Annotated in this window: 9 protein-coding genes and 7 pseudogenes; 6 read left to right on the top strand and 10 right to left on the bottom strand. The window is 60.4% G+C overall.

Annotation, left to right across the window (positions count from 1 at the left end):
• Positions 1 to 203 precede the first annotated feature (203 nt).
• Together BPHY_RS36740 and BPHY_RS36735 are read left to right on the top strand one after the other, a co-directional pair.
• Positions 204 to 965, top strand: a complete 762-nt coding sequence (locus BPHY_RS36740; protein ID WP_012406543.1) for an SDR family NAD(P)-dependent oxidoreductase — start codon at positions 204 to 206, stop codon at positions 963 to 965.
• 710 nt (positions 966 to 1,675) lie between these two features.
• Entirely contained in the window at positions 1,676 to 2,590 is a 915-nt protein-coding gene (locus BPHY_RS36735) for an HTH-type transcriptional regulator ArgP (protein WP_052306265.1), read from the top strand.
• Positions 2,591 to 2,693: 103 nt separating this feature from the next.
• Here the strand turns inward: BPHY_RS36735 and BPHY_RS36730 are convergent, their stop codons facing one another.
• The 4 genes from BPHY_RS36730 to BPHY_RS36715 form a co-directional block, all read right to left on the bottom strand.
• On the bottom strand, positions 2,694 to 3,932 hold the full coding sequence (locus BPHY_RS36730; protein WP_012406541.1) for an SLC5/6 family protein: 1,239 nt from the start codon (positions 3,930 to 3,932) through the stop codon (positions 2,694 to 2,696).
• Complete coding sequence (locus BPHY_RS36725) at positions 3,919 to 4,875, bottom strand: fatty acid desaturase (protein WP_012406540.1); 957 nt, start codon at positions 4,873 to 4,875, stop codon at positions 3,919 to 3,921. The genes BPHY_RS36730 and BPHY_RS36725 overlap by 14 nt, the downstream gene beginning before the upstream one ends.
• Positions 4,876 to 5,549: 674 nt before the next feature.
• Positions 5,550 to 5,678, bottom strand: a complete 129-nt coding sequence (locus BPHY_RS43955; protein WP_267896373.1) for a hypothetical protein — start codon at positions 5,676 to 5,678, stop codon at positions 5,550 to 5,552.
• A 139-nt stretch (positions 5,679 to 5,817) separates the two neighbouring features.
• Positions 5,818 to 6,204 (bottom strand): helix-turn-helix domain-containing protein, encoded by a 387-nt coding sequence (locus tag BPHY_RS36715; protein ID WP_233445433.1) that lies wholly within the window; start codon positions 6,202 to 6,204, stop codon positions 5,818 to 5,820.
• A 172-nt stretch (positions 6,205 to 6,376) separates the two neighbouring features.
• Here BPHY_RS36715 and BPHY_RS36710 point away from each other — a divergent pair, with 172 nt between their 5' ends.
• From BPHY_RS36710 to BPHY_RS43645, 3 genes and pseudogenes are all read left to right on the top strand, one after another.
• A complete protein-coding gene (locus tag BPHY_RS36710; RefSeq protein WP_012406537.1) occupies positions 6,377 to 6,625 on the top strand; it encodes a hypothetical protein in 249 nt (82 codons plus the stop codon).
• A gap of 60 nt (positions 6,626 to 6,685) precedes the next feature.
• A pseudogene (locus BPHY_RS42330) lies at positions 6,686 to 7,534 on the top strand (ParA family protein); the annotation flags it as partial.
• A gap of 582 nt (positions 7,535 to 8,116) precedes the next feature.
• Positions 8,117 to 8,593, top strand: coding sequence for a hypothetical protein (locus tag BPHY_RS43645; RefSeq protein ID WP_012406535.1), 477 nt, complete (start codon positions 8,117 to 8,119; stop codon positions 8,591 to 8,593).
• 305 nt (positions 8,594 to 8,898) lie between these two features.
• Here BPHY_RS43645 and BPHY_RS40765 read toward each other — a convergent pair.
• The 3 pseudogenes from BPHY_RS40765 to BPHY_RS44105 form a co-directional block, all read right to left on the bottom strand.
• Positions 8,899 to 9,242, bottom strand: a pseudogene (locus BPHY_RS40765) (electron transfer flavoprotein-ubiquinone oxidoreductase); the annotation flags it as partial.
• A gap of 3 nt (positions 9,243 to 9,245) precedes the next feature.
• A pseudogene (locus tag BPHY_RS36690) lies at positions 9,246 to 9,641 on the bottom strand (ABC transporter permease); the annotation flags it as partial.
• A gap of 18 nt (positions 9,642 to 9,659) precedes the next feature.
• Positions 9,660 to 9,981: pseudogene (locus tag BPHY_RS44105) on the bottom strand (ABC transporter permease); the annotation flags it as partial.
• Between the two features lie 19 nt (positions 9,982 to 10,000).
• Here BPHY_RS44105 and BPHY_RS44470 point away from each other — a divergent pair.
• Positions 10,001 to 10,171 (top strand): annotated as a pseudogene (locus tag BPHY_RS44470) (ATP-binding protein); the annotation flags it as partial.
• Between the two features lie 16 nt (positions 10,172 to 10,187).
• Here the strand turns inward: BPHY_RS44470 and BPHY_RS44095 are convergent.
• The 3 genes and pseudogenes from BPHY_RS44095 to treS all read right to left on the bottom strand — a co-directional run.
• Positions 10,188 to 10,419: pseudogene (locus BPHY_RS44095) on the bottom strand (ABC transporter permease); the annotation flags it as partial.
• Positions 10,374 to 11,007, bottom strand: a pseudogene (locus BPHY_RS36680) (ABC transporter ATP-binding protein); the annotation flags it as partial. The pseudogenes BPHY_RS36680 and BPHY_RS44095, both read right to left, overlap by 46 nt.
• A gap of 50 nt (positions 11,008 to 11,057) precedes the next feature.
• On the bottom strand, positions 11,058 to 13,121 hold the full coding sequence (gene treS / locus BPHY_RS36675) for a maltose alpha-D-glucosyltransferase (RefSeq protein WP_012406534.1): 2,064 nt from the start codon (positions 13,119 to 13,121) through the stop codon (positions 11,058 to 11,060).
• Positions 13,122 to 13,166 lie beyond the last annotated feature (45 nt).

Here is a 13,166-nt window from a genome sequence, read left to right as displayed (position 1 = left end):
TTTCGCAATGAGTACAAATGGCGTTACACATGTCACATTCGTTGATACCTACCTGAACGATAAAATGCGAAGGCCTGCTCCGTTGACAGCAGATATGCGCAGCAAGCTCGAGACGTTAAAACCCGATACTGACCCAAAGTTGTCCCGCAATTATTTTGGCTCGTGAGATAGATACAATTTATAACCTATCAATAGGAATGGAAATGGTACCCACCATCCCATCATTTCGGCTTGATGGTAAAGCTGCGCTAGTCACCGGCGCAGGAAGAGGCATTGGCTTTGCTGCCGCAGCTGCACTTGCCCAAGCGGGCGCGCGGGTGACGCTAGCAGCCCGGACAGCAGGAGAAATTGAGGCTGCTTGCGACGCTCTGAACGCAGCAGGTGGGGTAACCGACGCCATGGTTCTCGACATTACCGATTCAGCTCGTGTCTCAGAGGCAATCAACGAGCTCGGCCCGTTCGATGTGCTGGTCAACAGTGCCGGAATGAATAGACCCATGAATCTTGTTGACGTCACAGATGAGGATCTTGATGCAGTTATAGCGCTGAACGTGAAGGCTACGTTTTACGTCTCACGAGCCGTCTCAAAAGGCTTACTTAACGCAAAAAAGCCTGGCTCCATCGTCAACGTCTCCTCGCAAATGGGTCACGTCGGAAGTCCGGGGCGAACTGTTTATTGTGCGACCAAGCACGCCATAGAAGGCATGACGAAGGCGCTCGCATGGGAACTGGGACCACAGCAGATCAGGGTGAACACAGTCTGCCCGACGTTCATCGAAACGGCTTTTACCCAGAATATGTTCGAGAAGCCTGGATTCAGAAACTGGGTCACGTCAAAAATCGCCCTTGGGCGCGTGGGACGTATAGAAGAGACGATGGGTGCCGTTGTTTTCCTCGCCAGCGACGCGTCCTCTTTAGTCACCGGCAGCGCACTTATGTTAGACGGGGGCTGGACCGCAGCGTAGTACTTCTTACCATCTCTCCGCTGGCGCCTGTTTGAGGTGTGAACATCATTTATAAGCGTTGATCTGCTTGGTCAAGTCCCCGGCACACTCGGTGCGTTGATTGAGGTGCAAACCGCCGAAGTTCGTATTCGCATCGTCGAGTTGCTTGTAGCGGCTTGGGGCGACAGGAGTTGGCTACGACGATCGACGTGTGGCTGAGCGGCCCTGAACACTTCGGCGAGTTTAACGCCATGTAGGACACATGGCGCGCACGAGGACATGCGCACAGGGCTTGAACTAGCGATGCAGCCACGGTACTCGCCTAGCCGCGTATAACTAAGGGTTGTCGGTGGCCGGTCGTCATTTGTAGGCGAGCCATATCACGAGCGGTAAAAAAACGTCGGTACGCCGATGACACAACGAGCGGTGCTACTGAATTTGATGTCACGCTTATTTCGTTGTTGGGCGGTCAGTCGGAACGGCCGCATCTGTGGCGAGGATGTGACGTGGAGAATTCATGCCGGGGAGATCGGCTTGGCCGATCTTCATTCGGTGCAGCAGATACGGTCGGATTTTGCTCTGCACGTTGCGTTAGCTCGCGTTTGGTGCAGTACACGCCTCGCAATTGTTGCCGCGGGGTAGAGTGAGCCGGGGATGAGGCAGTATAAAGCCATGGCGCGGCTCTGCACATAAGCTTGGGAGGCTCCGGCATGGTTTCGGAAGAGGATGTTATGTTAAACATGCTGGAGCTGGAAACATTTGCCGCGGTAGTCGAACATCGCAGTTTCGCGCAGGCGGCGAGTGCGCTGAGCATCTCCTCTGCAGCAGCGACACGACGGGTCAAGCGGCTCGAACAGTCGATGGGGGCACTGCTCCTGCTGCGCGAACCGGCCGTGCTGCCGACTAAAGCGGGCGAAGAGGTCTTTCGTCACTTCATGACGGTCCGGCTGCACGAGGATGAGCTGCTTCGGCGTGTCATGCCGGGGCGGGCGGCGACAACCGCGCTGGCGCTTGCCGTCAATGCCGATTCCCTTGCCACCTGGTTCGAGCCGGTCACGCGCGAGTTGGCGCAACACCATGTGGCGCTCGAGATCGTCGTGGACGATCAGGACCATACGCTCGAGGCACTCGCGCGCGGCGACGTCAAGGGCTTTCTGTCCACGCAACCGGAACCAGTTGTCGATCGTTTCGTGGCCGCGCCGGTCGGGCAGATGCGCTACCAGTGTGTCGCCACTCCCGGATTTGAGCGCGAATATTTCGCCGGTGGCCTGACCTTGCCGGGCGCACTCGAGGCCACCGCCATCCTGTTCGATCGGAAGGACGCGCTGCATGATGCGTTTTTCGCGTCGTATTTCGGGGTGACGGTCGGCCGGTATCCGCGGCACTATTTTCCTTCGCCTGTGGCGTTGCTCAATGCGATCCTAGACGAGCTCGGCTACGGGCTGGTGCCCGCGATGCAGGCGGAACCGCTGATCGGCAGCGGCAGACTGGTCGCGCTCGCGCCCGCGCACGATCTTTTGATCGATCTGTACTGGCATCACTGGGAGGAGGAGCCCGAGCCGCTCGCGACGATCAGCGCACTGGTCATGGCCGCGGCGCGGCGCAGCTTGGTTCAGCCGGCGCCGAAGGGCGAGGGCGCCAGTTGACGGGCCGTTGCGATTCGCCGCGGTGGTGCTTTGGCGCCGGTCGGTCGCGACATGGTCAACACGCAGGCGCCCGAGCCGGGCGTGTTCGAGTGAGCGGGCGATTCTATGACCTGACACGGCCGAGAAGCGGGGCAAACTGCCATGCGACCGGCACGCAGGCGGAGGCGAACAGCCCCGCCGGAAGCGGGAACCAGGCGGGCAGATGCCCGATACCAGTCCAGTTCATTGCCGACACGAGCAGGGAGACGATGGCCCCGGACAGCAGCATCGCTGACGCGCAGCGCGGTGCGACCTGTCGACCGCTCTCGTGGAAGAGGAACAGTAGACCGACGGCAGCAACATAGACGACGTTGAGCGAAACGATGGTCGACACAATCGCCTGACCATCAGTGGCGATTGCGCACCCGATGGCGATGATTAGCAGGCGCGACGCGTAGCCGTAGCGGCCCTCACTGGCATGCAGGCCCTCAAGTGCCGATGACATCGCACGCGCGATCGCGGTCCCTGATCCAAGCGCGGCAAGCAGAATGACGCTGATGCAAGTGAGCCCCGCTGATCGACCGGTTTGCAGCATGATCCACGGGATCGCGCTCGCGGTGTCCGTCAGGCCGGACAGCTTGCCGGCATGAAGCGCTGCGACGACCGTTGCGGCCGGGAGAAACCCGGTCACCATGAGGAGAAGGCTCGCCAGTACGCAGCCGAGCCACGCATCGCGCGGTCGGCGCGCCGCGATGACGAACTGCTGATAGTCCGATCCTGTGATCACCAGAAACCCGACTGCAGCGATGGTTACCAGCGTCTCGGCGCGTGGCGCGGCGTGTGTCTCCTGGAGGAAGGACGGCCACGCATGGAGGTATACGGTCAGTCCGTGCGAAGCCACCAGCGCATGTACGAGCGCGAGGTTCGTTGCCAACAGGCAGCACGCAAAGAGCATGGCGGCCATGCCGAGCTCAATGGAAGACATGACCAGCAATGTCGCCGCAATCACCGCCAGTGCATGCGTTGCCGGGAGTCCGACGGCGACCAGCACCGCGATACCGCCGTGGATCTGGGCGGCCAGCACGCCGGCCATCCAGATGAGTGACAGCAGCGCTACGAGCTTGCGTACCACCGGACCGTAGTGCTCGCCCAACACATCCCAGATCAGTTCGCGTCCTCGCCAGAGCGTCGGCGCGACAACCGCGAGCGCGAGCATTCCCAGTGCGGTGATGATCGCGTACAGGCTGCCCGCCATTCCGGAATGGACTGCCATCTCGCCGGAACCGAGCAGGAACGCGACGCCGTAGCTTGCCGAGACGAGCAGGGCGGCGACGTGCATCGCGCCAAGGTTACGCTGCAACATTGTTGGCTCCTCCTTCGACTTCCCATTCACGCACGACCGCGTCGGGTCCGAGAAAGTAGATACGACACACTCGCGCCGTACGGGCGAAGGCAGGCAGTTCCAGCAGGCGGTGATGTACGGAAGAAAGGCGGTGATAGGGAATCGCGGGCATCAGGTGATGCGTCAGATGGTAGCCGTTACTATGCGGATGGATGACGCAGCGCCACAGGCTCCGGGAAGACACGTCGCGTGTGTATCTGAAGATACCGCCGGGCTGTCGGCCGAAGTGGTCGCACAGCTCCCGGAATGTGGTGATCACGTGGAAGATGGTGGCTCTTGCCAGCAGCCAGATACCGAAGAAAAGTGCCGCCACATGCACGCCCCGTAGAAGCGTCATGGCACCCAGTACGGCGCACCACCATCCTACGATGGCGAAGCGCTGCATCCATGTAAGCGTCGACAGATGCAGGTGTCCGAACGTCGAGCTCAACCATGCCGCTGGCGCGAACACAACCTTAAAAAACGGCTGCGACCAGCGGTCGCCCGGCTTCGAACGAACGGCGATATAGTCTGGATCGCGCGTAGGGTCACCCAGCCACGCATGATGATGGGCGTGCAGTTCCCGGTAAACTGCAAGGCTGTTGAACAGCGCCGGCGCGATCAAGAGGCATGCAAGCGCGTCATTGATGCGAGCTGATCGGGCGAAGTTGCGGTGGGCAGCGTCGTGAAGCAGGTTGCCCAGTGCACGTTGCCGGTTTCCAATCCATGCAACCGCCGCAGGCGCCGACATCCATCCCAAGCGATGCAGGGTCAGCATGGCGAGCGCGATGCTCAGCCAGTCGAACGCGATATCAAAAATGACGGGGACCACGTCAGGCGAAGTCACGGCCCGATGAAGCGTGTCCCATTCGGGAAACGCGGAGCGGATCAGTTCCTGATCGTGGATCACGGCGCGATGATTCATGGATTACCTCGCGTGAATGGCCTCGCATCGAAGACAATCACGTCGCCCGCAGCGAATGCGAAGGAGGAATGGAAGCGCAGGGGCACCGACCACAGAGTTTGATCTTACGAAACATGTGCAAGCGTCGAACGTGCTTGCGCAAATGTTCAGCGGGTTGCATTTTCGACAGGGGCGTGCGCGCTGGATCGCCTTGCTCGCGGAGCATCACGAAGTTGCATCGGGTTCCTGCAATCCGGCGGGCCGTGCTGTAGGGATCCCTGTTATCGACGCTCTGTTCGATTCCTGGTTGAACTGAGAAACGTCGTGCAGTATGACGAAGAAGGCGTTGCGGACAAGCTATCGTCGCGGTTGCCGCGCCAGTTGTCGCGTTGCCCGTCGCGCCCGATCTTGGCCCGGACTGACGCAGTGCCTTCCGTAACGATGGTCGCTGGATATCGCACCCACAACCGCGAGGATGGCAGTTAACGGAACACGGTCGTTGATTCAGCAAATCGAAGCAAGATCGCGTGCCGATGGCGGCCACCCGGGCCGAGCAATCGATCAAGGCATGATTTCCAGGACCAGTGCCTGGCGGGGCGAGAGACGCGCGCCGCTATGATGGTTCGGCGTCATCGCGCGGTTCCATCGAGATATGGATCCGAAAGCCGGAGGGCGGGTGCTGTGTAACGAAAAGTTCAAGACGGATATGCGTTTCGGGAATCGACGGCAGATGCGCGGCGCTCGACGCGCCGACGCAAAATATCCTTCTCGATTTCACCCGCCAGTTGATCGAGTTCCTCGCTGATCTCTTCCCGACGTCCCATTGCATTTCTCCACTACCGATTGCGATATCGCAGGCATGATCATCCATGCGTTGAAAAACGCTACGTCCGAAGATTAATGGCCGGCCGATGGTCGACAGACACCATTGCGGAATTATTGGGGTTGCTGACTTTAGCGAAACTAACGCGTCAGCCGACTGATGCGCGAGTCCTTCAGGATATCGTCGGCACTATCGCCCAGCAGCTGACACTGTTCGTAGAGCAGGCCAATGAGTCGCGCCTTCCTTTTCGGGTCGAGCGGGACTTCAAGGCGCGCTTCGATCTGCGCGACGGCGACCAGACCGCTATCGAGCGTCTTCTGGTCGAGCCGATACCGCACATCACGATCGAGAATCATGTTGCCGTCGCCCGTCAGTAGCCAGGCGGGATCGATCGAGAACTGCTCGTACAACGCACGTAGTAGTTCGACCGGGACCGCACGTTCGCCACGCTCGTAGTTCGCATACGCACGCAGGGAGAGCCCGAGCTGCCGGGCTATTTTTTTCCTGAGACAGTTCGAGGTGCTCACGAACCTGCACGATGCGCTGGTGGTAGTCCCCGTGATCCGCGCTGCTTGACATGTGGGCCTCACATTCCTACGATGATTTTGTACCTTGATTATGGGAACGTTCGAGTAATGGACAAGACTGGACGAACGCAGATGGCCGCGGACCCATAGGCGTCATGTTCGCGGAGGCCGAGTGACGAGCGGGCGGTTCTATACGCTGGAAGAGATTGCACGCGAGCTGCATATCGCGCCCGCGACCGCGCGCAATCGCCTGACGCTGGGGCTGCCGATGCAGCCGTCACTGCTCGTAGGTCGCCGGCGTCTGTTTCCCGTAGACGAGTATGAAAAGTGGATTGCCTCGCAATTGACCCGCACTGACGCGCGCGACGCTGACGATTTTGCTGCCCCGGATCAACGCGGGCCGTCTCACCACAAAACCTGATCGGCTTCTTTCTGATTCTGTTACCCGCTCAAACGATGACGCTGTACTGGCTATCCCACCGTGCCGGCTGTTATTTCCTTCGTCTCCACCAAACGCGGCGTCGGTAAGACGACCGTCGCCGCCAATCTGGGCGGCCTGCTCGCAGCCTTCGGCCTGAAGGTTCTCGCGATCGATGCAGATGTCCAGCCGAGTCTAAGCAAGTTCTTTCCCGTCCATTATCGTTCACCGCGTGGTCTGAGCGCTGTTGTGACCCCCGGCGGCAACCCGTCCGCGGACTGCATCAGCCGCACGATCTTCTCGAATCTCGATCTCGTCTATTCCGACACACCGGACGCGGGGCTGCAGGCCTGGCTCAACCGCCGTGAGGATCGGCTGATGATCCTGCGTCGTGCGATGCAAAGTCCGCTGATGGAAGCCTATGACGTCGTGCTGATCGATACGCAGGGCGCGGTGGGCGAGTTGCAGAAGTCCGCGGCGATGGCCGCCAACATCATGGTGTCGCCTGTCAAGCCGGATGCGCTGAGTGCCGGGGAGTTCGCTACGGGCAGGATCGCGATGCTCGATGAATTGAACCGGCTGGCCGACTTTGGCGAGTCGTTTCGCTCGGGTGATCTGCTCGCGCTGATCAATGCGCACGAGCGCACCACCAACGCCAGGGCACTCTCGGCTGTTCTGCGGCAACAGTTTGCAGACCATGCGAAAGTGAGAATACTTGACACGGTCATCCCATCCGCCGCCGCCTATTGTGCGGCTGCGACGGCACGCATTCCCGTTCACGACTTTGATCGTCGCAGGCAGTTCGACAATTCCGCATGGAACGTCATGCACCGTCTTGCATGGGAACTGTTCCCGTCGCTGGCGAATGTCTATGCCGGGGCACCGCGACGCACGCTGGTTGACGTCGGGACGGACGATGAGGGGACGGGCGACGGCGGAAAGGGGGGCGGTCGCATGAGCGCGTCAGGAAAGTCGCTCATCAGGGCGCGCGAAGACTCTGCGCAACGCCTTGACGTGGCGCCGCCGGGCGCACAGGCGCCCGATCGGCAGTTGACGTCGGTGATCCGGCTCAGGATCACCGACGTGATGGTCTACGAGCGCAATCCCCGGCGCGCGTCGCACGAGCGTATCGCGGAACTCAAGGAGTCGATCCGCGCAAACGGCATCGAGCAGATCGTGACGGTAACCCGACGTCCTGGTGAGACGCGCTACGTGATCGCGAAGGGCGGGAATTCGCGCGTGACCGCGGCCATGGTCCTGTACGACGAAACCGGTGATGAACGCTTTCTTCATTACGACTTTGTCTACGTGCCGTATCCCGGCGAGGCGAGGCTGCTGGCGGCGCATCTGCGCGAAAACGATCAACGTGCGGACCTGTGCTTCTGGGACAAGGCGAACGGCTATCTGGCGCTCAAGGCCGATCTCGAAACCGAACGGGGATCCACGCTGTAGCTGCGCGAATTCTCGCGACTGCTCGAGCACGATGGTGCTGCGGTGAGCCATGTACTGCTTTCGCTTTTTCAGTTTGCGATCGAGCGCCTGTCCGCGCTTGGACCCACCACCGCATTTCTCAGCCGCCGTGCGCTCGTTGATGTCATCCAGCCCGGCATCGGTATGCTCCTGCGTCTGGCGAGGCGTCTGGGCCTGGATGATCAATGGGTGCAGGCGCGGGTGATCGATCCGCACCTGACCGGCATGGCTGCTGGCTGCGAGCCGGGCGATGCCGGCATGCCGCCACAGCGTGCCGCTTTCGACGCGGCACGTCTAGTCGATGGATTGCGACAACGCATGGTGGACGAGCTGGGTGTGTCGCGCGATGCGCTGGACCGGATGTGCCATCTGCTCGAGCGCACGCCGGATGCCACAAGCGGCGATCTGCGCGAAGTGGGCGGGATGCAGGTTGGCGAATACGTCGAGTCTGGGTTCCCTTCGGGCCGGGCAGACGCTGCCTATCGGCTGGCGCTCGGCTGACAGCCGTGCACTACTGGCAATAGGAGGATAGCGATGAGCCCGATGACTATGGCCGAGACGCACAGCCAGGACGCTTCATTTCAGGAGCAGTGGGGCGCCGCATTGAAAACGCGCGTTCAAAAAGCACGGCGGCGCGAGACGCACAAGTCGTTGTTGCTGGTCGCGCCCGTGATGCTGGTCCTCATGCTGACCTTCCTCGTGCCGATCGCCAAGATGTTTCAGGTCAGTATCTATGATCCGACATTGCGCGATCTTCTGCCAAATACAGCTCGTACGCTCGATGGCGGTTCGAAGGTGACAACGTGCAAGCAGAATTTCTCCGAAAGCTGGCGGCCCATATGCCCGCGCCCGCCTTCGCAAAACAGCGTGTATTTCGCAAGCAGTTCCATGCCGGACTGGAAGTTTTCGGTAGGTTCGCCGTCCTTGCCGATGCCGGGATTGCCCGTCGCAACGCCCTTCAAGGAGGCGACGTCGCTGTACAGCACTTCCGCAGCCGCGAAACCGGCAAAATCTCGGCACGGAGCGCCTCCGCCTGGTGGCCAAGCCAACGCGTAACATTCCCGAGACTGACCACGAGGTTGCTGTGGTTCTTGAAGTTGTCCGGAAGCAGCCAGACCGGCACTGACCTCGCGTTGGCCTCAGACAGAAACGCGATGATCACGTGCGTTGCGACGGGTGCCCGGAACGAGCCGCTCAGGTACAGCAGCGAGAAGCGCAGGAATGCGATGCCGAGCACGACGGCAGGAATCGTCATCGGCGAGAGGAAGAAGCTCATCAGTGCGGCGCGGCCCGCGAGCGGTACCGCGATCGCGAGCGCGACGCCGATCATCGCTGCCGCGAACGCGAGCCGAGCCGACAGCCAGAACGCCGGGACGATGTCGCCGTTGTCGAGGATCGCACGAAACCAGCGCAGCGACGCGCCGTCGAACGGCATCGAGATGAAGCCCTTGTCGGTGAACGCTACCAGCAGCACGACGACGAGCGGCGCGAGGATGAAAGTGAGGAACAGCGCGTTGAACAGCAGGCCCCAGAATCCGTTCTGTTTCATGGCGTCATCCTCATCGCGTCACTCGAAAATGTGCTTGAAGCGGCGTTCGGCGAGACGTTCGCGATCAGCGGCAGCACTGCGATGCTCGCGCCGAGCGGCCAGTTCAGCGTGCCGAGAAACTCGTCGTAGGCGGCCGTCGCGACGACCTTCAGACGGCGGGCCGCCGATCAGCGCGGGCGTCGCGAAAGCGGACGCGGACAGCGCGAACACGATGATCGAGCCGGACAGCATGCCGGGCATGATCTGCGGCAACACCACGCGGTCGCAACACGCGCAGAGGCGAGCCGCCGAGCGACAGTCCCGCCCATTCGACCTGGGGATCGAGCTTTTGCAGCGTCGCCACACGGACATCACCATGTCCGCTGGCCGCAATTGAAGACCTCGACACTCGTGCCGGCCGAGACGTGGATCCGCGCTCGCTCACGAGCCTCGCACCTGGCGATTGGGTCGAAACTGCCTAAAGCGTGCTCATCAGCGGCGCAACCGGCGCGGGGAAATCGTGGCTCGCTTGCGCCTTAGCCCAATATGCTTGACGGCGCGGGCACTCGAGCGTACATACCACGACCGAAATCAGGAGCGGGCCGAGCACGATCGACAGACACAGCGGCTGCCACGGCAGCTTCATGCGCGCGAGCATGATCGTCTCGGGGACACTGAGCAGCACGCTCAGCAGCGTCAAGGTCAGCGCGAGGCCCGCCGTGCGCGGGAAGATCTCGCCGTAGTACGGATCGCTCAGTACTCCGGCGTAGTTTTTGAGCGTGTAGGTTCGCGGCCTTCCTCGGGCGGTGGCGCGCCGTAGTTCGGCTGCGCGATATGCAGCTTGCCGAACTCGGTGTCGACTTCGAGCAGCCATTGATTCCGATGAACACGCGGGTCACGATGCGTCCGTGCATACGAGCGCCGCCGTTCGTCGGACGCATTTTCTCCGGACGGATGTACACGTGCGCCGCGCCCTGCACGTCGCGGCCTTCGTGCGGCACATGTAGCGTCGTGCCCGCGACGTCGACTTCCGAGTAGCGCGGATTGCGCCTGAGCACTTCCCCGGGCAGCGTGTTCGTGCGGCTGAGAAATGTCGATGCAAACGGCGTGGCGGGGCGCTCGTAAGCATCGTACGGCGTGCGCGATGCGGTCGCTCATCGTTATCGCTTCGACCTGATCGTGCCTGACAAGGATCGTTGTGATGCCGAGACGCTTCTGGATCGCGCGCAGTTCGATGTGCATTTCCTCGCGCAGCTTCGCGTCGAGATTCGACATCGGTTCGTCGAGCAGCAGCAACTCGGGCCGCATCGCGAGCGCCCGCGCGAATCGCGACGCGCGGGCGCTGGCCGCCCGACAGTTCTTTCGGATAACGCGTGTCGAGACCTTTTCTGAAGCGCTGCTGCCGGGATATTGCCGGGTGTGCGCCCTTAATGCACGTCAAATGGAAAGAGAACTCGCAATTCTCAGTGATACACCTCGGTGACCCTCAAGCAGTATTCGCAGCTTACCCAGTTCGTCGAGGTGACCGATAACAGAATCGGCGAGCATGTCGATGACAGGTCCTGGCGCGGTGCAGGGTAGCGTAATAGTCTCATCGACGGTGCTTGCGCCAAAGTTCAGAGCTGTAATCTGAGTCTCTTTCGCTCCAGGAAGTTCGTGAACCATTACTAGGAGGCCTGGCGCGACAACGTCAGGAATCTCGATTTGCCTACTCGAGGCAATGCCGTACGAGTCACGCACAGCGAGGAGACGCTTGAGTTGCGAGGCGAAAGAGGCAGGGTCGGCGAGCTGCTCCGGCAACGTACCGTACAAGGCCACTGCGCGCGGTATGCCTTCATCAGATGTGTATGCATGCGGGTTTTCTCCCGTCAGATCATAAGCACCGCGTTGTACCCAGCGCGTGTCTCCGTCAGTCGTTCGCTCCTCGACGGCCTCAATGGGTAAGGGCAGTGCGCCGACAAGGTCCCACCCCGATATTGCAAAAACGCCGGGCTGCAAAGCATTGAACATCGCAAGAAGAAGATGAATTTGTCGGATATTGTCTCTGTCCCCGGGCGTTATGGCGTCCAGGTCCCGAATATTGAGTGCCGCAGTGATGACGCTGGCTGTCGTGCAAGACACGCCGTTTGTCACGAAAGGAAGGTTGTAGGGTGCATGCTCGCCGCTCAAGCGCTCGTACATCTTCTCCCGGATATGCTCTCGAAGGGTGTTGCCGTTCCATGTCTGCCCTTGGAAAATAAAAGTTGCGTTAGCGTGTAGCGTCCAGAAATGTACGAGCTCCAGCGTCAGTTCATCATGGTTCTGAAGTGCGTGAATGAGAGACGCCGGGTCGATGCCGTACTGATGGACTTTGCGTAGCATCAGTCGCAAGAACTCAGTGTCGCCCGTCAGAAGTGCGTGCTGATACGCAGGACGTGTGACGAAGTCGTAAGACAGGTCAGCGCCATTTTTGGACATTGCCGCCATGTCGTCGAGGGTGAGATTGAGTTCCTGAAAGCTGAACCCACCGGCCTTACGAATCGCCCCGGCGAGAAGCTGGTTGCCCGCGACCGCGAGTGGATGGCTCTGCGACCATGCATTGCCGTGTGGTCTTCGCTCGATGCCCAGGAAGCCGTTGGCATCTAGGCGAAGTCCGCGAGCGCCGAGGACGTCCAGGGAGTGCAGAGCATCACCGATACTGATTTGTTGGGCGGCGAATGTTGGGTCGAGCCAGTTTAGTGACGGTTGACCTTCCTTAAAGTAGTGAAGGTATACCCACCGGCGCATTACGCCGTCTACGCCATATACAGGCGCGGTTGCACTCCAGTCTGTTTCCTTGACGCCTGGCGCAAAAAACATTACCCGCTGAAGTTGGCCAACGATGTAGCACTTGCTTTTCAGGGTGTCGACCACGTCAGTCGGCAGATTGATGGAATCTTTTCCTCCCGGTACGTCTGGCAAAAGGTTCCAGTCGCCAGGCATGATCTCGATCATATGGTAAAGGCCCGGATAGTCCCCGTAATTCATCTCAGCGAGCCGGAAGTCGGGGCCTTTGCCAGTATGCAAAGGAATGACATCGTCAATGACAACAGCGTTGTGCGCTGCCGCCATGCGACTCATTGCTATGAAATCTTCTTCTGTACCGAATCTGGAATCGATCTCCAGGCCGATGCGATCAAAGTTGCCGTCTACCGAATGGGTAAAGCGCTCGCCATTAAGACCACCGGCGACTTTGGTTGGACCCGGGTGAATTGCATTAATACCCATCGAGGACAACGAACGCCACAGTGTCTCGCTTCCCAATGCCTGGAGTACCGACTGTCCCGGCGCGGCTATAACCGCGCTCGGGTACGCGGTGAACCAGACAGACGAATTTGCGCACACCCCACGCGGGCGGGCCTCGGCATAGGGGTGACGCCAAAGCTTGGCTTGCCCCGCATAACTGCGTGCCCGTGCGCGAACCTGGTGGAGCATTGAAAGACTCACGAGCCACTGGATATGCTCTGAAGCCGGAACATTCATGGCAGACCTCCTCGAGATATTCTTGAGGCGATATCAGCGTTTGGG

Origin of the sequence: Paraburkholderia phymatum STM815, assembly GCF_000020045.1 — a bacterium.
Lineage (GTDB): Bacteria > Pseudomonadota > Gammaproteobacteria > Burkholderiales > Burkholderiaceae > Paraburkholderia > Paraburkholderia phymatum.
Note: the sequence above shows the minus strand (reverse complement) of the source record. Positions and strands in the feature narration are given on the sequence as shown.